Here is an 18102-nt window from a genome sequence, read left to right as displayed (position 1 = left end):
CGGCGGGCAACCGGCGTTTATTTCAATTTCGAAATGCCGCCGCTGATCAGGTTCACCTTGACATCGATCTTCCCGATGCTGCCCGAATCCAGATCGATGCCCCCCTTGGCGCTTAATCGGTGCCAGGCATCGGGCATATTCCGGCGGAGTACGCCCGATAGCCCATATGCGTCGACGCCCATTTCCAGGGCTTTTAAATAGGTTCCCCTCACCTGTTCCTTCACTTCCCTTGCGGCTTCCATTTCCAGTTCCCGCTTGTTCAGGCTTGCGTTGAGCTGCGGAATCGTGGCCTGCATGGACACGGTAATGTCGAAAACGGGCTTGCCCTGCCTCAGCTTCGGACGGATCGAGGACTTGATTTTGTTCATGACCATCATGGCCTGTACTTTTCTCTCCTGCTTGACCGCAAGCGGGGTTCTTCTTGTTTTCTTTTCCAGCCATCTCAGACCCAGTATATCCTCCGACACAAGGCATCCACGGAATTTATGGTTATTCAAAAAACAGACCCCGGTCATGCTGACGTTGGGCGAAGGTTTCCCGTCTTCCGTCCAGCCCGGCATGATTTCGACGTACGGCAGCAGAACCGTATCGCCCTTCTCCTTCCATTTCCATATAAACTTGTAAAGGTACAGCGGAGCAATGACCGAGCTCTGTTCATAGATCCGCATCGGGCTGTTCAGCTGGGAGTAGATAACCGACAGCTCGTTGATGGATTTCGTATTGAGTACCTCTTCCAACGGATCCCGGGTGGCCATCGTCCAGACGGTATACCGGAATTCGTAATAACGATCCCATACATCCAGCACCTGATCCACGATGCCATGCTTCAAGGCAGCCTCGCTGAAAACGATCGACTTCACGTTGCTCCACGAGATCCTTTGCGGGCTGGAAGCATACAAATTAAAAATCGCCTCATCGAACGAGGTCCCTTCCGCTTTCCCGACGGAGGTCTTCTGCTGTTGCGCCTGCCCCGACTCCTTTTTGGCGATGCCGCTGAAATTAACCATCTGGATGTAGACGACAACCCGGTTTTCAACGTAATCGACCCCGATCGTATTGACGTAAATCATGTGTTCGATTTCCCTTGCTCCCCAGCAGCCCGTAAGCGGAACGGTCAAGAGCGCCGCGGCAAGGAGGCAGCGGACCCAACGCATGACGTTTTTCATCCCTTTTTCCCCGCCTTGCTGGTGAACTCGCCTTTTCCCCACGGCATCCGAAACAGGATTTTATGCATCTCCCTGAATCTCGGAGGGCTTACCGGAGACAAATAGTAAGTGCCGAATGAGCGCAGGTTGACCATGAACAGGACCAGAGCCAGCAGGCAGAACAGCGTGCCGAACAACCCCAACAGCCCGCTGATCAGAAGCACGAGAATGCGAAACAGGCTGACGATGTTGACCAGGGACTGGTTCACCAAAGTAAACGTCGCAAGCACCGATATGGCGATGACGACGATCGTTCCCGGGCCCGCAATCCCTGCGCTGATGGCAGCTTGGCCGATAATCAGCCCGCCCACGACCGATAAGGTCTGCCCAAACGCGGAAGGAAGCCGCATGCCCGCTTCGCGGAAAATCTCGAACAACAGCAGCATCACCATCGCCTCCAGGGGAGCCGGAAGCGGCACGCCCTGCCTGGAATTCACCAGGGTCGCCAGCAGCGTAAAAGGGATTTGGTCCTGATGGTACGTCGTCAGCGCAATCCAAAACCCCGGCAGGAACAGGGAAAGCAGCACGCCGCACATCCGCAAAAAACGCGTAAAAGCAACCACGACATTGACGAGATGGGCGTCCTCCGAGGAGTTGAGCAGGAAGTTGAAGCTCGCCGGGGCGATGAGCACCGTCGGAGCCCCGCCCATCACGATCGCAAATTTCCCGTGGAGCAGCGCGTTCACGGCATAGTCCGGCCTCCCCGTATAAGTCATCAGCGGAAAAAGCGAGAAGCCCGTCAATATCTCTTCGAGTTGGCTGTTGCTCACAAGGCCTTTGACGTTCATGCGGGAAAGTTTCGTTCGGATCTCCTGCAGGACATGCTCCTGGATCGTCTCCTTATGGTACAGAAGATGAACTTTCGTCGACGTTTCGGAACCGATCGTAAACTCCTCGACGGCAAGGAGATGGGTCTTCAGCCGTCTTCGGATCAAAGCGATATTGGTGTACGAGTCCTCGATAAAACCGTCCCTCGGCCCCCTCGTCGAAACCTCCGTGTTCGGCTCCTCCGGCTGCCGTTTGGGCGCATTGGCCATGATCATCGAGTAGCAGCTGTCCGACGGCTCGAAGATCAGCAGGAGGTCCCCCTCCAGCACGGTCTCTTTCATTGCCGCTTCCCTTTGGTCCTCGGGGATCGGGTCCATGGGGAACGGAATTTTGCGCGGCCAATCCATCTCGTCCGACAGCAGGATCTGCTCCGATATATCCATCAGTTCGGACACGACCCATTGCTCCACTCTTGCCGTATCGGACAATCCCTGGCAGTAAATCAGCTGAACCGAATAACCCGGTACCGATAACGGAATCGTTTTTCTCCGGATATCCGAGCTTGATCCAAACAGCTCCGCAACGATGGCTTCGATGGCCTGGGCTTCCTTTCGTTCACGGCTTTTCACGATATTCTCCCCCTTCGCCGGGCCAAGCCGATCAGCCCCGTGATGATCACCGAAAAGGCCGCTATTCCCCACACCGATACGGGAAGCACATAGACGGACAGGGCCTTCATAAAATACCGGTCGCTGAAAGGAACGGCCATCATGATTAATATCGCGATAAAAATGCCCCCCAGCACCCACGCTTTCGCCTTTTTGCCCTTCACCCGAAAAACATCGAGAATGAGGAACAAAGCGAGCGAAATTCTTAAAAACGCGCCGCAGAACCATTGGTAGACGCTAAAAAAGTCAAGATGCTCGACGTATCGTCCAATGTTCAGAAGCCTCCATTGCTCGTATGCAGGAAACCGGAGCTTGCCCGCTTCGTCCGCCCCGAATTCGACGATGGCGCCCATGACGGGCCCCAGGGTGAGTCCTAAAAAAAGCAAAACCGTGACGGCCAAGGAAACATAGGTTATCCGCGTTCGGATATGATGCTGCAAAAAGAAGATCATGATGACTTCGGCAAAGCCGGCCCCCGCGTAAAGCGTCCCCTTCCACACGGGCCCCATGCCAAGTTCAAGCATCGGCTTCAGCAAGGAGTAGTCCTTGTGGGGCATATTAAACGACATGACAAAAAAACCAAGCACAATCACCATCGGCAGCAAAAGGCTCGCGGTATTGGCAATGGATTGAATGCCCAAGAAGGCGTTTAAAGCCGAGATCAGAAGGAACAGAAAAGATCATAATGGGCGTTTCGGGAGAGAAGGTCAGATGAATCCAATATACGGTATCCCGGGTCGTCACCGCGCAAATGGCAAACAGATACAAACCAATGAAAACGGCCAACATGCGGCCCACGATCGGATGATAGGCTTTGGCCAACCAATCGAACAGATGGCGTTTATTGAGTTTCGCCATGCCTGCATAAAGAAATGCCGCCCATACGAGCGTGAGTCCGCATGCCAGCAGCACCGAAATCCAGGCGTCCCGTTTTGCCGCGTCAAGCAAAATGGGAATGACGATGACATGATTCAGCAGGCCGGTGCTCAGCATCAAAATCATGACCGTCTGAATGAACGAAATGCTTGTTTTGATTTTCCTCAGCCCCCTGTAAAAACCAGACTCCTTTCATCCTTATAGTGGCATTTTTACGAGCATTTATACGCCGGCTTGGCCAGCCGCACGGCCGAAAGCGTTGAATTATTCCAAGCTTAGGACTATAATACCAATGTAATAACCCGTTAACTTCATAAGAATCCGGGGTGCTGGAATCGGCCGGCTGAGATTGTATCCCTTCAAGATACTGACCCTTAAACCTGATCTGGGTAATGCCAGCGTAGGAAAAGCCATCGTCATGGCGTTCGCCATGTCATCCTTGCGCCTTAAGCGTCCCGCATCCGGGGCGCTTTTTTTGTTGAATGATCGGACCTTCCGGCGAAAATAAAGACGGCCGCGGTCCCGTGATTCGCCTCCAGATATGGAAACGCGATTCTTTTGCAGCATGAAGGGGATTAACTGGATAAGGGAGAGAGTAACGCAATGAAAACGAAAAAAATCGGACTGTTTTTGCTGGCATTCCTGCTTGTGCTGGCTACGGCCGCTTGCGGAAGCAAAAACGCCCAAACGACGGGCCAGGGGACGCCTTCAGGGGAAACCTCCTCGGCCGGCGGCGGCGAGCCCAAACAACTGAAGGATGTCAAAGTCGTGCTGGACTGGACGCCGAACACGAACCATACGGGACTCTATGTCGCCAAAGAAAAGGGGTACTACGAAGAAGAAGGGCTGAACGTCGACATCGTGCAGCCGGGAGCCGGCGGCGCGGAGGCGATGGTGGCATCGGGCAAGGTGCCGTTTGGCGTCAGCGTGCAGGAAAACGTCACCCAAGCGCGCACGCAAGGCGTTCCGCTCGTGTCGATCGCGGCGGTGATCCAGCATAACACTTCCGGTTTTGCCGCGCCCGTGGACCGGAACATCAAACGGCCGAAGGATTTTGAAGGCAAAACGTACGGCGGCTGGGGCTCTCCGGTGGAAAAAGCCGTGATCGATTCGATCATGGACATCGACAAGGCCGACGTCAGCAAGCTGAAAATCGTCAACATGGGCGAAGCGGATTATTTTACGGCGGTGAAACGCGACATCGATTTCGCCTGGATTTTCTACGGCTGGACCGGCATCGAAGCCGAGCTCCGCAAGGAGCCGCTCGATATGCTGTACGTCAAAGACTTCTCCGACAAGCTGGACTATTACACGCCGGTCCTCGTCACCAATGAAAAGCAGATCAAGGAAGATCCGGAGCTGGTCAAAGCGTTTATGCGCGCTACCTCCAAAGGTTATCAATTCGCGATTGAGCATCCCGAGGATGCAGCCAATGTCTTGATCAAAGCCGTGCCCGAGCTCGACAAGGATCTCGTCATGGCCAGCCAAAAGTGGCTCAGCCCGAAATACCAGGACGACGCCAAGCGCTGGGGCGAGCAGAAGGAACAGGTTTGGAAAGGATATTCGGATTGGATGTACGAGCATAAGCTGCTCGACAAACCGCTGGATGTCGAAAACGCGTTTACGAACGACTTTTTGCCGCAACAATAGGTAAGGATCGCTGTACCAAGCGACCCCGCTGCGCGATTAAAGCAATCATCAAATTTTATAAGGACGTGATTGATATGGCTCATACCCTGCTCAGCATACAGGTCATTCCAAAAACGCCGAACAACGAGGATTCCTACGCTTACGTCGACCGCGCCATCGAAGTGATCCAAAAGTCGGGCGTCAAATACGAGGTGCACCCGCTGGAAACGACGATGGAAGGCGAACTCGAGGAATTGCTCGACGTCGTGCGCCGCATGCACGAAGCTCTTGTGGAGGCGGGCAGCCCAAGCATCATTTCCCAGATCAAAATCGCCCATCGTCCCGGCGGCATCAGCATGGAGCGGCTTACGGAGAAATACCGTCCATGAGACGTTGGTGGAATAGCGTATGGCCGCCCTTTGTGGCGGTCCTCTTCTTTTTGGTCGCATGGGAGCTGAGCACCTCGCTGTTTCATATCGAAAAATGGATCCTTCCTTCCCCGGTGGATATCGCCAAGGAAACCGCGGACGGGGCCGGGGATCTGTGGGGCCATGTCGGGGCAACGGTGAGGCTGACGCTTGAAGGATTTATCATCGGAACGGCGGTCGGGCTGATCATCGCGCTGATCCTGCACCTGATCCCGTTTCTCAAGTCGGCCTTGTACCCGCTGCTCATTTTGAGCCAAAACATTCCGACCATTGCGCTTGCCCCGCTCCTGATGATCTGGTTCGGCTTCGGGCTGCTGCCCAAGCTGATCGTCATTACCCTGGTCTGCTTTTTCCCCGTGGCCGTCGCCACGATGGGCGGACTGAAGCAGACCGACCGGGTCATGCTGAATTACATGCGGATGATCGGCGCGAACAAGCGGCAAATTTTCGCCAAGCTGGAGCTGCCGCACGCGCTGCCCGCGATCTTTTCGGGCGTCAAAATCGCGGCGACGTACAGCGTGATGGGAGCGGTCATTGCGGAGTGGATCGGTGCCGACAAGGGGATCGGATACTATATGATGCTGCAAAAATCGGGCTACCGCACCGATCGCATGTTTGTCGCCATCATGATCATCGTGGCGCTAAGCCTGCTCCTGTTCGGCCTCATCGCCCTGCTTGAAAAATGGCTTGTACGTTGGAAACCGAAACAGGATAACTGATACCGGAAAAGAAAGGAGCTGCTAAAACCTATGTCAACGCTGGAACAAAAGCCGGCTGCCCTGAAAACCGGCGATAATCAAACCGTTCCCGCCCTCGAAGCGGCCGGCATCAGCAAAACCTTCCGGTCCAAGCGAAGCCGGCTGCAGGTGCTGGACGACGTGACGCTGACCGTGGGCAAAGGCGAATTCGTCTCCATCCTCGGACCCTCCGGCAGCGGCAAAAGCACGCTGTTCCATATCATCGGCGGCCTCGTCAAACCGGATGCGGGCAGCATAAGCATGAACGGCGCGGACGTAACGGGCCAGCAGGGACATATCAGCTACATGCCGCAGCAGCCGGCCTTGTTCCCATGGCGGACGATCGAAGACAACGTTCTGCTGTCCCAGGAGGTTCAAGGGAAGGTTGACCGGGAAGCCCGCGAAAATGCCCGCCGATGGCTCGGTAAGGTCGGGCTCGGCGGATTCGAGAAAAACCATCCGCATACGCTGTCCGGCGGCATGCAGCAGCGGGCCGCTTTCCTGCGCGCCCTGCTCAGCCCGCAGGAGCTGATGTGCCTCGACGAGCCGTTCAGCGCGCTCGATGCCTTGACCCGCAGCGACATGCAGCGCTGGCTGCTCGATATTTGGGAGGAGAGCCGCCGCTCGGTGCTCTTCATTACGCATAATATTGAAGAGGCGCTGCTGCTATCCAGCCGTATTTACGTGTTTTCGAGCCGGCCGGCCGCGGTGCTTCACGAGATCGACGTGCCGTTCCAACGGCCGCGCCGCGAGGACATCATCGAGCATCCCGATTTCATCCGGCTCAGACGCGAGCTGTCCGGCTGGCTGCGCGAAGAGCAGCTGAAAATGCAAGGAGCCACTTAAGATTCGGCCGCATAAATAACGGCCCGTGCTTGCCGTTCCCCGAAGGAACCCATGCACGGGCCGTTTTGTATAGATCACCGATGATGTTCTTGATCTCTGATCATGTTCGAATCGTTTTGCAGGCCGCATATTTTCATCCAATTCAGGGGAACGTTGTATACGAGGTGAAACGATGAAATCCCAACTACGATCGGCCGTGCTGCTCTTGTCCGTTTTCCTGTCTTCTTGCCCCGCCGCTGCCGCCGCGGAGGAGCTTCAGCCGAAAGAGCCGAAGCTGCAGCTGTACCAAGACATGATGCTGGAGCTGCTTCTTCCCGAAATCCAAAACGCCGTAAACGATTATTACCAAAACCTGCTCACGGCGAATCCGCTCGTTTATCCCTACGAAATCGAAATCCTTCAGGCCACACGGGTCAACGGCGGTCCGGGAGACCGGGGCTTTCACTTCTCCGTCACGCTTGAGGTCTCCCCTGTTCTAGGACCGCATATCGGCGTCGGAAAAGACCGGATGACGATTGAAATTTCTCCGCTGTTCCCCGACAGAGTCAAGCTGGCCGCTTTCCGCCATCTGCAAACCTACGAGCTGCCTCCGAATTATCAGCATATGCTGAAGGTCGGCGCGGAAAATCGCTGACACCGGAAAAACGCTCCTTTTCGGGTTCCCTCGAAGCCTATTTGTTATAATCATGTTCATACGATGAATAATTCGCATGATGAACGACTAATAAGGAGGGATCTTACCCGTGAATTTTGCTCCTGAACCGAATTCGCATCCTCTGTTTGCAGCCGGCCCGGCCGACAGCGTTCAAGCCCAACCTTCCCGGGACGAACAGGCGGCTCCGCTGATCGACGCCCACATCCATCTGGATGCTTACGACCATGCGCAGCAGCGGGACATGCTATCCGGTTTGCCGGCTGCCGGCATCGCAGGCGTCATTACCGTTTCCATGCACCTGGAATCGGCACGCAGCAATCTGCGGCTCGCCCGGCAATACCCCTCCCTGGTCTATCCGGCCTTCGGATACCACCCGGAACAGCCCGTCCCGGCGCCAAGCGACGTGGACGAGCTGCTGGGTTGGATGCGGAGGCATGCCGATGACATGGTCGCCGTCGGCGAAGTCGGTCTACCGTATTATACGCGCAAGGAAGCCGAAGAAGCCGGCCGGCCGTTCGACGGCAAACCTTACGAGGAGCTGCTGGAACGGTTTATCGCCTTCGCCAAGGAACATGACAAGCCGGTGGTGCTTCATGCGGTATACGAGGATGCCGACGCCGCCTGCCGTCTGCTTGAACGGTACGGCGTGAAGCGGGCCCATTTCCATTGGTTCAAAGGCTCGCCCGCTACGGTGCGGCGTATGGCAGAAAACGGCTACTACGTTTCTTTCACGCCGGATATCGTATATGAGCCGGAAATCCGCGAACTCGCCCGCGTCTATCCTCCCGGTCAGGTCATGTCCGAAACCGACGGCCCGTGGCCGTTTGAAGGTCCGTTCGAAGGGCAGATGACCCATCCGCGGATGACCGCCGCGGTAGCGGAAGAATGGAGCCGGCTCCAAGGCTTTTCCCTGCAAGAAGCCCGGCAGCGCTTATATTCGAACGCAAGGCGTTTTTACGGGATTTAACCGGGCCGCGCGCCCGGCGGCTTATTTCTTCATGAACCCTTTGCCGTCCAGAAACGGCTTCATGTGCAGGCGAATCGGCTCGCTCAATCGGTCGGCCATCACTTGCGACCAAGTCGCATCCCTTTTGCCGCCGGTCCGCTCCTTCAGGTATGCGGCCATCGTCACGTCATATTCCCGGACCGGGGCCACGCTTTGTTCCTTGGAATAGCCGTTATAGTGCAGCACGGACGGCATCGGCAGGCGCGGGCGCTGTCCCGGCTCCTGGTCGGGAACGCCGACGCACATGCCGAACACCGGGTATACCAGCTCAGGCAGACCGAGCAGCTCGGACAGTTCGGCAATCCGGTTGCGGACGCCCCCGATGTAAACGATGCCCAGGCCGAGCGATTCCGCCGCAATGGCCGCGTTTTGGGCCGCCAGCGCGGCGTCCACCGTCGCGACGATAAAGTTTTCGGTGGTATCCTCATGCGACTCCCGGCCCTGCAGCGGCTCCGCCGTCACCTGCTTCAGTCGGTACAAATCGGCGCACCAGACGAGAAATACCGGGCATTGCTCCACGTAAGCCTGGTTTCCCGCCAGCTCCGCCAATCTTTTTTTGAGTTCCGGGTCCGTCGCCGCAATGACGGTGTACGCCTGCACATTGCTTGAGGTGGAAGCCATTTGGGCGGCGGAAACGATGGTTCGGAGCTGCTCCTCGGTGACCGGCTGGTCCTTGAATTTTCGGATCGATCGATGATTCATCAATAAAGATATCGTATCGTTCATGTTGGATAATCTCCTCCTGATCGTATCTGTACGGTTACATCTTCTATGATAATCCCCTCGTACCCTCGTCTCAATGCTGCGGAAGCCTTGCCTTTTGCGCCCATTTGATCCTTCGTTTTATTTTACGGGCATCACTTGCCCTTTCGTCATCGCGACGAGCTCGCCCGGCGTCAGCTGAAACACGGCTTTCGGATGCCCGGCCGCAGCCCATATCGTCCGGAATTGCAGCAAATCCTCGTCGATGATGGTGATCATCTTTTCCCGGTGCCCGACCGGGGCGACCCCGCCGATGACAAACCCCGTCCGCTCGCGCACGAAATCGGCGTCGGCTTTGCCTAATGTATCGTGTACATAATCCGCGATTCGCTTTTCGTCGACGCGGTTCGCTCCGCTTGCGACAACCAGCAGCGGCTGACCGGAGCTTTGCAGGCGGAAAATGATCGATTTCGCGATTTGCGCCACCTCGCACCCGATCGCCTCGGCCGCCTCCTGGGCGGTCCGTGCGCTGTCCGGCAATTCGATGACGGTATGCCGTTCGTATCCCAGGTTAGCCAGAACGTCCTGAAACCTCTGGGCGCTTTCCTTGAATCTGCTCATTTCGGGAGCCTCCTTTCCTTTTTCATGCGAAAAGTCACTGAACAGCCGGCGCCGCCCCGGAAGCGTCCGCCGAAGCGTCCAGCAGCACGGCATTGATGCCGTTCAGGAACGCCAGCGCGCTTGCTTTGATGATGTCCGTGTCCATGGCGCGTCCGGAGTAGATTTTGCCCTGGTATTCGACCCGGATGTTGACGCGGCCTACGGCTTCTTTGCCTCGGGACAGGCTGTTGATTTTATAATCCTTCAGCTGCACGTCCAGCCCGACGAGCGATTTGAGCACGCTGTACAACGCGTCGATCGGGCCGTCGCCCACCGCGCTGTCTTTGTATATTTCGGAGCCTTTTTTCAATTTGACGGTGGCCGTCGGATACAGATCGTTGGTGACGACCTGGAACGAATCCAGCTCATACAAATGGCCGCTTGCGCTTTCGTCCAGCGTCCGGTGATTGGTCACCAGGTAAAAGACGTCGTGGTCGTACACTTCTTTTTTGGCGTCCGCCAGCGCGAGGAACTTGCCGAACAGCACTTCGAAATCCTCCGCGTTGCTGACGTCGAAGCCCATTTTCTCCACCGCGTTTTTGAAGGCATGGCGGCCCGAGCGGGCGGTCAAAATCAATTCCATGCTTTCCCCGCCGACCTCTTCCGGGGTCATGATTTCGTACACTTGGCGGTCTTTCAGCAGTCCGTCCTGATGGATGCCGGAGGAATGGGCAAAAGCATTTTCGCCCGTAATGGCCTTGTTGACCTGCACGTCCAGCCCCGTCAAATGGGTCAGCAATCTGGACGTTTTGAGCAGCTCCGTCGTTTGGATGTTGGTCTTGCAGCCGTAATAGTTTTCTCTGACCTTCAGGCCCATGACCACTTCCTCCAGCGAGGTGTTGCCTGCCCGTTCGCCCAGGCCGTTGATCGTCACCTCGATTTTGTCGGCGCCGTTATGGATCGCGCTCAGCGTATTGGCCGTGGCCAGCCCCAGATCGTTATGGCAGTGGACGCTCAGGATGACCTTGTCGTTCAAGTTTTTCAGCCGCTCGTTGATTTTGCGGATCAGCTCGCCGAACTCCTCCGGCACGGCGTACCCGACCGTATCGGGCACGTTGATGATGGTCGCGCCGGCTTTGACGACGGCTTCGATCGTTTGCCACAAATATTCGAAGTCCGACCTGGAAGCGTCCTCGGTGGAGTATTGTACTTCAGGCAGCAGCGTTTTGGCGTATTTGACCGCGTCGACGCCCATCTGCATGACGGCTTCCTTCGAACGGTTGAATTTTTTGTCCACATGGATGTTCGAGGTGCCGAGCACGATATGGATGAACGGATGCTGCGCAAGCTTGATGCTTTCATATACGGCATCGATGTCGTTTTTCACCGCGCGCGCCAGCGCCGTAATCGATACCTTGTCGCCGACCGTGCGCACAATTTCCTGGACCGCTTGAAAGTCGCCGGCGGAAGACGCAGGGAACCCCGCCTCGATGATGTCCACGTTCAGCCGCTTCAGCTGCTGGGCAAACTCGAGCTTTTGCTGCACGTTCAGTTTTGCGCCGGGCACCTGCTCCCCGTCGCGCAGCGTCGTGTCCAAAACGATAATGTTACGGTTCATTGTTCATTCCTCCCAAATTTTTGATATATAGTGAAGGATTGTTGGTTAAACCCGGACTTTAACCAACAAAAAAACCCCGTCTCTGTATAGAGACGAGGTTGAACCCGCGGTACCACTCTAATTCATTCCATAACGAAATGATCTCTTTCGATGGCCATCACCATCTATCCCTGTAACGGGGGAAGCCGTCTAACCCTACAATGTCGGGCAGCTGTTCATAGACGAGTTCAAAGTGATCGACGCTGCCGTTTCGCACCAACCAACGGCTCTCTGAAAGGTCCTTTCACCTCTACTATTTCTAATCCTTACATTTGGTTTTATAAATTATTGGCTATTATAGGGCATGATGCTTTTCTTTGTCAACCTTTACCATCGGATTTTTACGGATTCGCCCGCTGCAGGCGAAGCGCATTCAGCACAACCGATACGGAGCTGAAAGCCATCGCCGCTCCCGCCAGCCACGGCTCCAGAAAACCCGCGGCGGCGATCGGGATGCCGATCGTGTTGTAGGCGAGGGCCCAGAACATGTTCTGCTTGATGTTCCCCATCGTCCGGCGGCTCATCAGGATGGCGTCGGCGATGCCGTTCAGGTCTCCGCGCATGAGCGTGACGTCCGCCGCCTCCATTGCCACGTCCGTTCCGGTGCCGATCGCCATGCCGATATCGGCCGTGGCAAGCGCGGGCGCGTCATTGATGCCGTCGCCGACCATGGCGACGCGTTTGCCCGCCTGCTGCAGCTTTTTGACCTCATCGGCTTTGGCTTCCGGCAGCACCTCGGCCAGCACGCGGCGGATCCCCGCCTGGTCGGCGATCGCTTTGGCCGTACGCTCGTTATCGCCGGTAACCATGATGACTTCGATGCCCAATTGATGCAGACGGGACACCGCCTCGCGGGAGGTGCCCTTGATCGTATCCGCCACGGCGACCATCCCTGCGTATTTGCCGTCCACGGCGACAAGCATCGCCGTTTTGCCTGCATCCTCAAGCAGCCTCATCGGATGTATGGCCGGATCGATTCGGATGCCCCGCTCTTCCATCAGCTTGCGGGTGCCCACAAGCACGGGCCGCCCGTCCACTCTGGCGGAAACGCCGTATCCCGGCAAATTTTCGAAGTCCTTCGCTTCCGGCAGCGGCAGCGCCTTGCTCCGCTCGAGCGCTCCGGCCACGATGGCTTCGGCAAGCGGATGCTCGGACTTGCGCTCGACGGCCGCCGCCGTCCGGAGCAGCGATTGCTGCGTCATAAGCGGCGCCGGGATGACGTCGGTCAGCACCGGCTTGCCGCTGGTGACCGTCCCCGTTTTATCCAGCACGACGACTTCGATCCCCTGGGCCGCTTCCAGATGCTCCCCGCCCCTGAACAGGATGCCGAGCTCGGCGGCCCGGCCTGAGCCGGCCATGATCGATGTCGGCGTCGCCAGTCCAAGCGCGCACGGGCAGGCAATGACCAGCACGGCGATCGCTTTTTCGAGCGCGGCCGGGAACTGCCCGGGAAGAATGTAGAAATACCACACCAGAAACGTGGCGATGGCGATCGTGACGACAATCGGAACGAAAATGCCCGAGATGACGTCGGCGATCCGCTGGATCGGCGCCTTCGAGCCCTGGGCTTCTTCCACGACCTTGATAATCCGGGCCAAGGCCGTATCGCCGCCGACCTTGGCGGCCTGGATCCGCAGCATGCCGTTTTTGTTCATCGTCGCGCCGACGACGGCATCGCCCTCGCGTTTGGCGACAGGGAGGCTTTCCCCCGTCAGCATCGATTCGTCGACCGAGGACACGCCCTGAAGCACCCATCCGTCTACCGGTATTTTTTCGCCCGGCCTCACGATGACCGTATCGCCGGTATTCACTTCGTCGATCGGAATGCTCGTCTCGCGCCCGTCGCGGAGCACAAGCGCGCTTTTTGCCTGCAGCCCCATGAGGCTCTTGATGGCTTCGGAAGAGCGGCCTTTGGCCAAGGCTTCGAACCATTTGCCCACCAGAATCAGCGTAATCAGAACGCTGCTCGTTTCGTAATACAGCTCCGCCGGGTGGTGCATGTCCGACCCGAGGGAGCGGATGGTCAGGAACAAGCTGTAAAAGTAGGCCGAAGACGTTCCGAGCGCCACCAGCACGTCCATATTGGCGCTTCCGCTCCGCAGCGATTTATAGGCGCCCGCATAAAACTGCCCGCCGATCAGGAATTGGACCGGCGTCGCCAGCGCCAGCTGAAACCATGGATTTAGAAACAGCGAAGGCACCGGAATCCAGGACGTCATGGGGAAGTGCTGTGTCATCGCCCACAAGAGCGGCAGGGAAAGAATGGCCGCCATCATCCATTTGAAGCGTTTATGGCCGATCTCCTGCCGGCGGAGCTCGGCGCTGTCCTTCGCTTCCCGTTTCGGCACGGCTTTGTAGCCGAGCTGCTCCACTTTTTTCTCCATGTCTTTTACGGTGACCATGCCTGCCGCATATTCCACGCGGGCCGTCTCCAGCGCCAGGTTTACGTTTACCCGCGTAACCCCGGGCATTCGGCCGAGCCCTTTTTCGATCCGGGCCGCGCAAGCGGCGCACGTCATCCCGGTAATATCGAAATCCATCGTCTCCTTCATCATCCCGTAGCCGAGCGATGCGATCTTTTCCTCCATTTTTCCCAGATCCGTATATTTCGGGTCGTAGGAGACGGTCGCCTGCTCCAAAGCCAAGTTGACATGGGCCCGCGCGACGCCTTCCATCCGGCCGAGGCCCTTTTCGATCCGGGCCGCGCAGGCGGCGCACGTCATCCCGGTAATTAGCAGCGTCGCTTGCCTTTCGTGCTCCCGGTTCCCCGTATTCCGTTCCATAGTCCCGGCTCCTTTCCGCAAGTCATACCCTGTTGGCGTATTATATGCAGGACGGCTCATTCTCAGAAGGACAAACCTTGGCGCCGGCGCAAAATAAAAAACAAAAAGGCGGCGGCCGACCTGTCATAAGGTCAGCCGCCGCCGGAAATTCCCCGCCGAAAATCTTAAACTACATCGTAGCCTTGCTCTTCGATGGCTTCCTTGATTTTCTCGAGGCTTAATTTATTTTCGTCAAAATCCACCGTTACTTTGTTGTCGGCCAAATCGACTTTGCCTGTTGCGCCGATTTCCTTCATGGCGCCTTCGATCGCATTGACGCAATGGCTGCAGGACATTCCTTGAACATTCAAAGTTACGCTTTTCATGGTATATTTCCTCCTCGGATTTTGGTTCATCCCGGCAGCGGGATGTTATTTCATTAACTTCTTGACGGTGACGAGCAGTTCGTCGATGACTTCGTATTCCCCGGATTCAATCCGTTCGACCACGCAGCTTCTCATGTGGCCTTCCAGCAGCAGCTTGCCGACCCCGTTGAGAGCGGCCTGGATCGCAGCGATCTGATTCAGGACGTCGTCGCAATAGGTGTCCTTTTCGATCAGGCCCTTGACGCCGCGAATCTGTCCTTCGATGCGGTTCAGGCGGGTGATGAGATTATTTTTCGTTTGACTCGAATGGTGGCTGTGCCGCTCGCTGCAGCCTTCCGCACAGGCATCGCTCCGAAGCCCGGCATCGTTTCCGGCCGGATCTTTCTCCTTAAGTTCAGTCTGGGCAATCATCTCACTCCACCTCCTTTATATCGAAGCCTTCGAGATCATTATACTATACCCCCTCTAGGTATGCAAGCGGCATTCATCGGCATCGCCGCATCCGATTTTCCCTGGCCCCATTTTCGTTTTTTTGGCAACCCGCTGCATGGAATGCGAAACAATATTTGCGAACTAAAAACGATTCCCTTATATTGATTTAACAAGCAATGTTGTTTTGATAGGAATTGCTTCATGCTTCAACTTTCAGAACAATCTGATTGAACAGGGGAAATATCCATGGTAAAAAAATACCCGATCATGCGATCCTGGTTTACGGCAAACATGAATGCCCTTTTGTTCTGCGTCCTCGGCACCTTCCTGTTTGGGCTGCAAATCAGCCGTCTTTCTTGGGATTTTGCGTCCGGACAGTGGGCGGTGCCGGCGTCGATGTTCGCGGCGTCTCTTGTCCTATATTTTTATACTTTTCAGATTCCCCCGGAAGGCAACAAACAGTCGATGGATTCGGCGGTGTACCTTGCCTGCCTCTTTATTTACGGAACGCCGGCGGCGCTTGCCCTCCTTTTCCTGAGCTCGCTTCTGTTCGCCCTTGTCGAGCGGAAGGTGTCGGGATGGAAGCATTTTACCAATTTCTCCATTTACGCGATCATGATCAGCGCGGCCGGCGCCGTTTTCGACGGGCTTGGAGGCCGGCTGGGACAATTGGAAAACCGCCATTTACTATCTTATGTAGGCGCCCTGATTATATACTTCGCCGTCAATGTCCTCTGCATCGGAATCTATTATTATCTCACCGACCGGAGCCGGATCGGCGCCACCGTCAGGGGGCTGCTGCAGGAGTCGGCGCTTGTGTACACGTGCATCCTGATTTTGTCGCTCGTTCTTACCATTCTGATCGAAAACAACGGGGTTACCGGGCTCGTATTGTTCCTCGGCATCAGCATTTTTTTGTCCCACCTCTTCAAAAAGCTGTTCGATATGTATTTGCAGCTTCAGGAACGGGCGATCCGGGATCAGCGCACGGGGCTGTTCAATCACAGCTATTTCGAAAGCCTTCTCGAAGACGAAATCCGGCAGGCCCGGTCCGAGGGCTCCCCCCTTTCCCTGGTCATGATCGATATCGACGATTTCAAACGGTATAACGACCATTTCGGCCATTTGGAAGGAGATAAGCTGCTGGGGCTGCTCGGGTCCATCTTGAAAGAGGAAGCCGAGCAAGCGAACATCACCGCTTCCCGGTACGGCGGAGAGGAATTTACGCTGCTGATGCCCGGGTTTACCGAACAGGAGGCGCTTGTGTTCGTGGACCGGCTGCGCAAAAAGGTCAACGATACGCCTTTTGCCGGAGTGGAAATTTTGCCGCATGCATGCCTTTCCTTCTCGGCGGGCATTTCCGGTTACCATATCGACATCCACGACAAATCCATGCTTGTCCTGCAGGCGGATCAGGCGCTGTACGACGCCAAAAAGCAGGGCAAAAATATCGCGTACATCTACGGCAGCTCCGTCCCGCTCGAACAAGAAATCGAAATCGCGCAGGATGTGCGGGACATCGAGCAGCTGCTGAATCTCTTTTTGTATAAAGACATCAATACGTTTAAACATTCCAAGCGGGTATTCCGCTATGCCATGGACATGAGCCTGCTATTGAAGCTCGATCCGAGTGCCCGCAGGCAGTTCGTGCTCGGCGCCCTGATCCACGACATCGGCAAATTGGAAATTCCGTGGGAAATTTTGAACAAAAAAGGCAAGCTGACTCCCGAAGAATGGGCCGCGGTCCGGAAACACGTCAATTGGGGCAAGGAAATGGCGATCACAAGCGACAAGTTCAAGGATCTCGCGCCGTATATCGAGCTGCATCATGAACGGTTTGACGGTACCGGGTATCCCCACGGCTATAAAGGGGCCGAAATTCCGCTATTATGCCGGATGCTGACCATCATCGATTCCTTCGACGCGATGACCTCGGAACGGCCTTACCAGCCGACCAAATCCGTCCGGGAAGCCGTCGAGGAACTTCGCCGCTGTTCGGGGACCCAGTTCGATCCCGAGCTTGCCGGACTGTTCATCGGATACATTGAAGAAAAAGGCGCTAGCGTCATGGACACAGGCGGAAAAGAGCACCCAACCTTGGGTTAATACAATGCACAAAAAGGCTGTTCCCTGAACCCGGCCCCCCATCGTAGTTTGATTTCGTCTACCTGGGGTGCGGTTCTGAGGAACAGCCTTATTCTGATCTTATGAACATCCAAAATGATTCCGGTTCCTGCACGCGTTGCCTGAGTCTTATTTGCTGCCGTTCATTTCATGCGAAGTCTGATGAAGCTCCTTGATCATTTGCTGCAGGAACAAGCTCTGCTGCCGGCTGATTCCGTGCTGGTTATCCCGGATAAGCAGTTGTTGAATATGTTTCTTCAGCATCTCGCTGCGACGCTCCAATACGGCCTGGCTCATGTCATCACTCCTGATAAATGATTTCCCCTGCTCGGGAAGTTTTTCTTATTTATTCATTATAAAGCGATGTGAAACAGATTAAAAACGTTCAGAAAAAACCAGAAACTTCCCTGAGACAGCTGAGCCCGCGGGAGCCCGCCATAAACGGTGCCAGCCGGAAAGATGCTCCGATTTCCTCCGTTATCCCCCGTTAGAGAGCCGATGCGCGTTCATGTACCAGCAGCGATGCCCCTCTTCCTTCCAGATGAAGGGCATCGCGGGCCTAGACGTTCACAAAAAAACCCTGAGCTTGACCCGGTTGGAAACCGCAGCGCTTCCCTTCCA

The 18102-nt window shown here is 56.0% G+C and carries 16 protein-coding genes, 1 pseudogene, 1 riboswitch and 1 other annotated feature; of the genes and pseudogenes, 7 read left to right on the top strand and 10 right to left on the bottom strand.

What is annotated here, in order from left to right:
- Nucleotides 1-17: 17 nt before the first annotated feature.
- From NYE48_RS02330 to NYE48_RS02320, 3 genes and pseudogenes are all read right to left on the bottom strand, one after another.
- On the bottom strand, nucleotides 18-1166 hold the full coding sequence (locus NYE48_RS02330; RefSeq protein WP_246536746.1) for a Ger(x)C family spore germination protein: 1149 nt from the start codon (nucleotides 1164-1166) through the stop codon (nucleotides 18-20).
- A complete protein-coding gene (locus NYE48_RS02325; RefSeq protein WP_340996650.1) occupies nucleotides 1163-2602 on the bottom strand; it encodes a spore germination protein in 1440 nt (479 codons plus the stop codon). The genes NYE48_RS02330 and NYE48_RS02325 overlap by 4 nt, the downstream gene beginning before the upstream one ends.
- Nucleotides 2599-3634 (bottom strand): annotated as a pseudogene (locus tag NYE48_RS02320) (GerAB/ArcD/ProY family transporter). Before NYE48_RS02320 ends, NYE48_RS02325 begins: the two are co-directional and overlap by 4 nt.
- Before the next feature lie 195 nt (nucleotides 3635-3829).
- A riboswitch (TPP riboswitch) is annotated at nucleotides 3830-3941 on the top strand.
- Nucleotides 3942-4120: 179 nt separating this feature from the next.
- Between NYE48_RS02320 and NYE48_RS02315 the strand changes: the two are divergent.
- The 6 genes from NYE48_RS02315 to NYE48_RS02290 all read left to right on the top strand — a co-directional run bounded on the left by NYE48_RS02315 (nucleotide 4121) and on the right by NYE48_RS02290 (nucleotide 8779).
- Entirely contained in the window at nucleotides 4121-5167 is a 1047-nt protein-coding gene (locus NYE48_RS02315; protein ID WP_212948684.1) for an ABC transporter substrate-binding protein, read from the top strand.
- Nucleotides 5168-5241: 74 nt separating this feature from the next.
- The gene (locus NYE48_RS02310) at nucleotides 5242-5535 is read left to right on the top strand and encodes an MTH1187 family thiamine-binding protein (protein WP_036713464.1); all 294 of its coding nucleotides are present in this window, start codon (nucleotides 5242-5244) and stop codon (nucleotides 5533-5535) included.
- Nucleotides 5532-6293, top strand: coding sequence for an ABC transporter permease (locus NYE48_RS02305; RefSeq protein WP_340996648.1), 762 nt, complete (start codon nucleotides 5532-5534; stop codon nucleotides 6291-6293). Before NYE48_RS02310 ends, NYE48_RS02305 begins: the two co-directional genes overlap by 4 nt.
- 30 nt (nucleotides 6294-6323) lie before the next feature.
- Nucleotides 6324-7157, top strand: coding sequence for an ABC transporter ATP-binding protein (locus NYE48_RS02300; RefSeq protein WP_212948680.1), 834 nt, complete (start codon nucleotides 6324-6326; stop codon nucleotides 7155-7157).
- Between the two features lie 172 nt (nucleotides 7158-7329).
- Nucleotides 7330-7791, top strand: coding sequence for a DUF3888 domain-containing protein (locus NYE48_RS02295; protein ID WP_212948678.1), 462 nt, complete (start codon nucleotides 7330-7332; stop codon nucleotides 7789-7791).
- Between the two features lie 208 nt (nucleotides 7792-7999).
- Nucleotides 8000-8779 carry a TatD family hydrolase gene (locus NYE48_RS02290; RefSeq protein ID WP_341000588.1) on the top strand — a complete coding sequence of 260 codons (780 nt, stop codon included), beginning with the start codon at nucleotides 8000-8002 and terminating at the stop codon, nucleotides 8777-8779.
- 21 nt (nucleotides 8780-8800) lie between these two features.
- Here NYE48_RS02290 and nfsA read toward each other — a convergent pair whose 3' ends face one another.
- The 6 genes from nfsA to NYE48_RS02260 all read right to left on the bottom strand — a co-directional run bounded on the left by nfsA (nucleotide 8801) and on the right by NYE48_RS02260 (nucleotide 15336).
- Nucleotides 8801-9544 (bottom strand): oxygen-insensitive NADPH nitroreductase, encoded by a 744-nt coding sequence (gene nfsA / locus NYE48_RS02285; RefSeq protein ID WP_340996645.1) that lies wholly within the window; start codon nucleotides 9542-9544, stop codon nucleotides 8801-8803.
- A 117-nt stretch (nucleotides 9545-9661) separates the two neighbouring features.
- The gene (locus NYE48_RS02280) at nucleotides 9662-10141 is read right to left on the bottom strand and encodes a YbaK/EbsC family protein (protein WP_036713458.1); all 480 of its coding nucleotides are present in this window, start codon (nucleotides 10139-10141) and stop codon (nucleotides 9662-9664) included.
- A gap of 34 nt (nucleotides 10142-10175) precedes the next feature.
- A complete protein-coding gene (locus NYE48_RS02275) occupies nucleotides 10176-11738 on the bottom strand; it encodes a 2-isopropylmalate synthase (protein WP_340996642.1) in 1563 nt (520 codons plus the stop codon).
- A gap of 85 nt (nucleotides 11739-11823) precedes the next feature.
- Nucleotides 11824-12053, bottom strand: a binding site (T-box leader).
- A gap of 65 nt (nucleotides 12054-12118) precedes the next feature.
- Entirely contained in the window at nucleotides 12119-14560 is a 2442-nt protein-coding gene (locus tag NYE48_RS02270; RefSeq protein ID WP_340996639.1) for a heavy metal translocating P-type ATPase, read from the bottom strand.
- Between the two features lie 164 nt (nucleotides 14561-14724).
- Nucleotides 14725-14925 (bottom strand): copper ion binding protein, encoded by a 201-nt coding sequence (locus tag NYE48_RS02265; protein WP_036713454.1) that lies wholly within the window; start codon nucleotides 14923-14925, stop codon nucleotides 14725-14727.
- A 45-nt stretch (nucleotides 14926-14970) separates the two neighbouring features.
- Nucleotides 14971-15336 (bottom strand): metal-sensitive transcriptional regulator, encoded by a 366-nt coding sequence (locus NYE48_RS02260; RefSeq protein WP_036713452.1) that lies wholly within the window; start codon nucleotides 15334-15336, stop codon nucleotides 14971-14973.
- 267 nt (nucleotides 15337-15603) lie between these two features.
- Here NYE48_RS02260 and NYE48_RS02255 point away from each other — a divergent pair, with 267 nt between their 5' ends.
- The gene (locus NYE48_RS02255; protein ID WP_340996635.1) at nucleotides 15604-17463 is read left to right on the top strand and encodes a bifunctional diguanylate cyclase/phosphohydrolase; all 1860 of its coding nucleotides are present in this window, start codon (nucleotides 15604-15606) and stop codon (nucleotides 17461-17463) included.
- Between the two features lie 147 nt (nucleotides 17464-17610).
- Here NYE48_RS02255 and NYE48_RS02250 read toward each other — a convergent pair whose 3' ends face one another.
- The gene (locus NYE48_RS02250) at nucleotides 17611-17778 is read right to left on the bottom strand and encodes a hypothetical protein (RefSeq protein ID WP_197070030.1); all 168 of its coding nucleotides are present in this window, start codon (nucleotides 17776-17778) and stop codon (nucleotides 17611-17613) included.
- Nucleotides 17779-18102 lie beyond the last annotated feature (324 nt).

Origin of the sequence: Paenibacillus sp. FSL M7-1455, assembly GCF_038004655.1 — a bacterium.
GTDB lineage: Bacteria > Bacillota > Bacilli > Paenibacillales > Paenibacillaceae > Paenibacillus_AQ > Paenibacillus_AQ cookii.
Note: the sequence above shows the minus strand (reverse complement) of the source record. Positions and strands in the feature narration are given on the sequence as shown.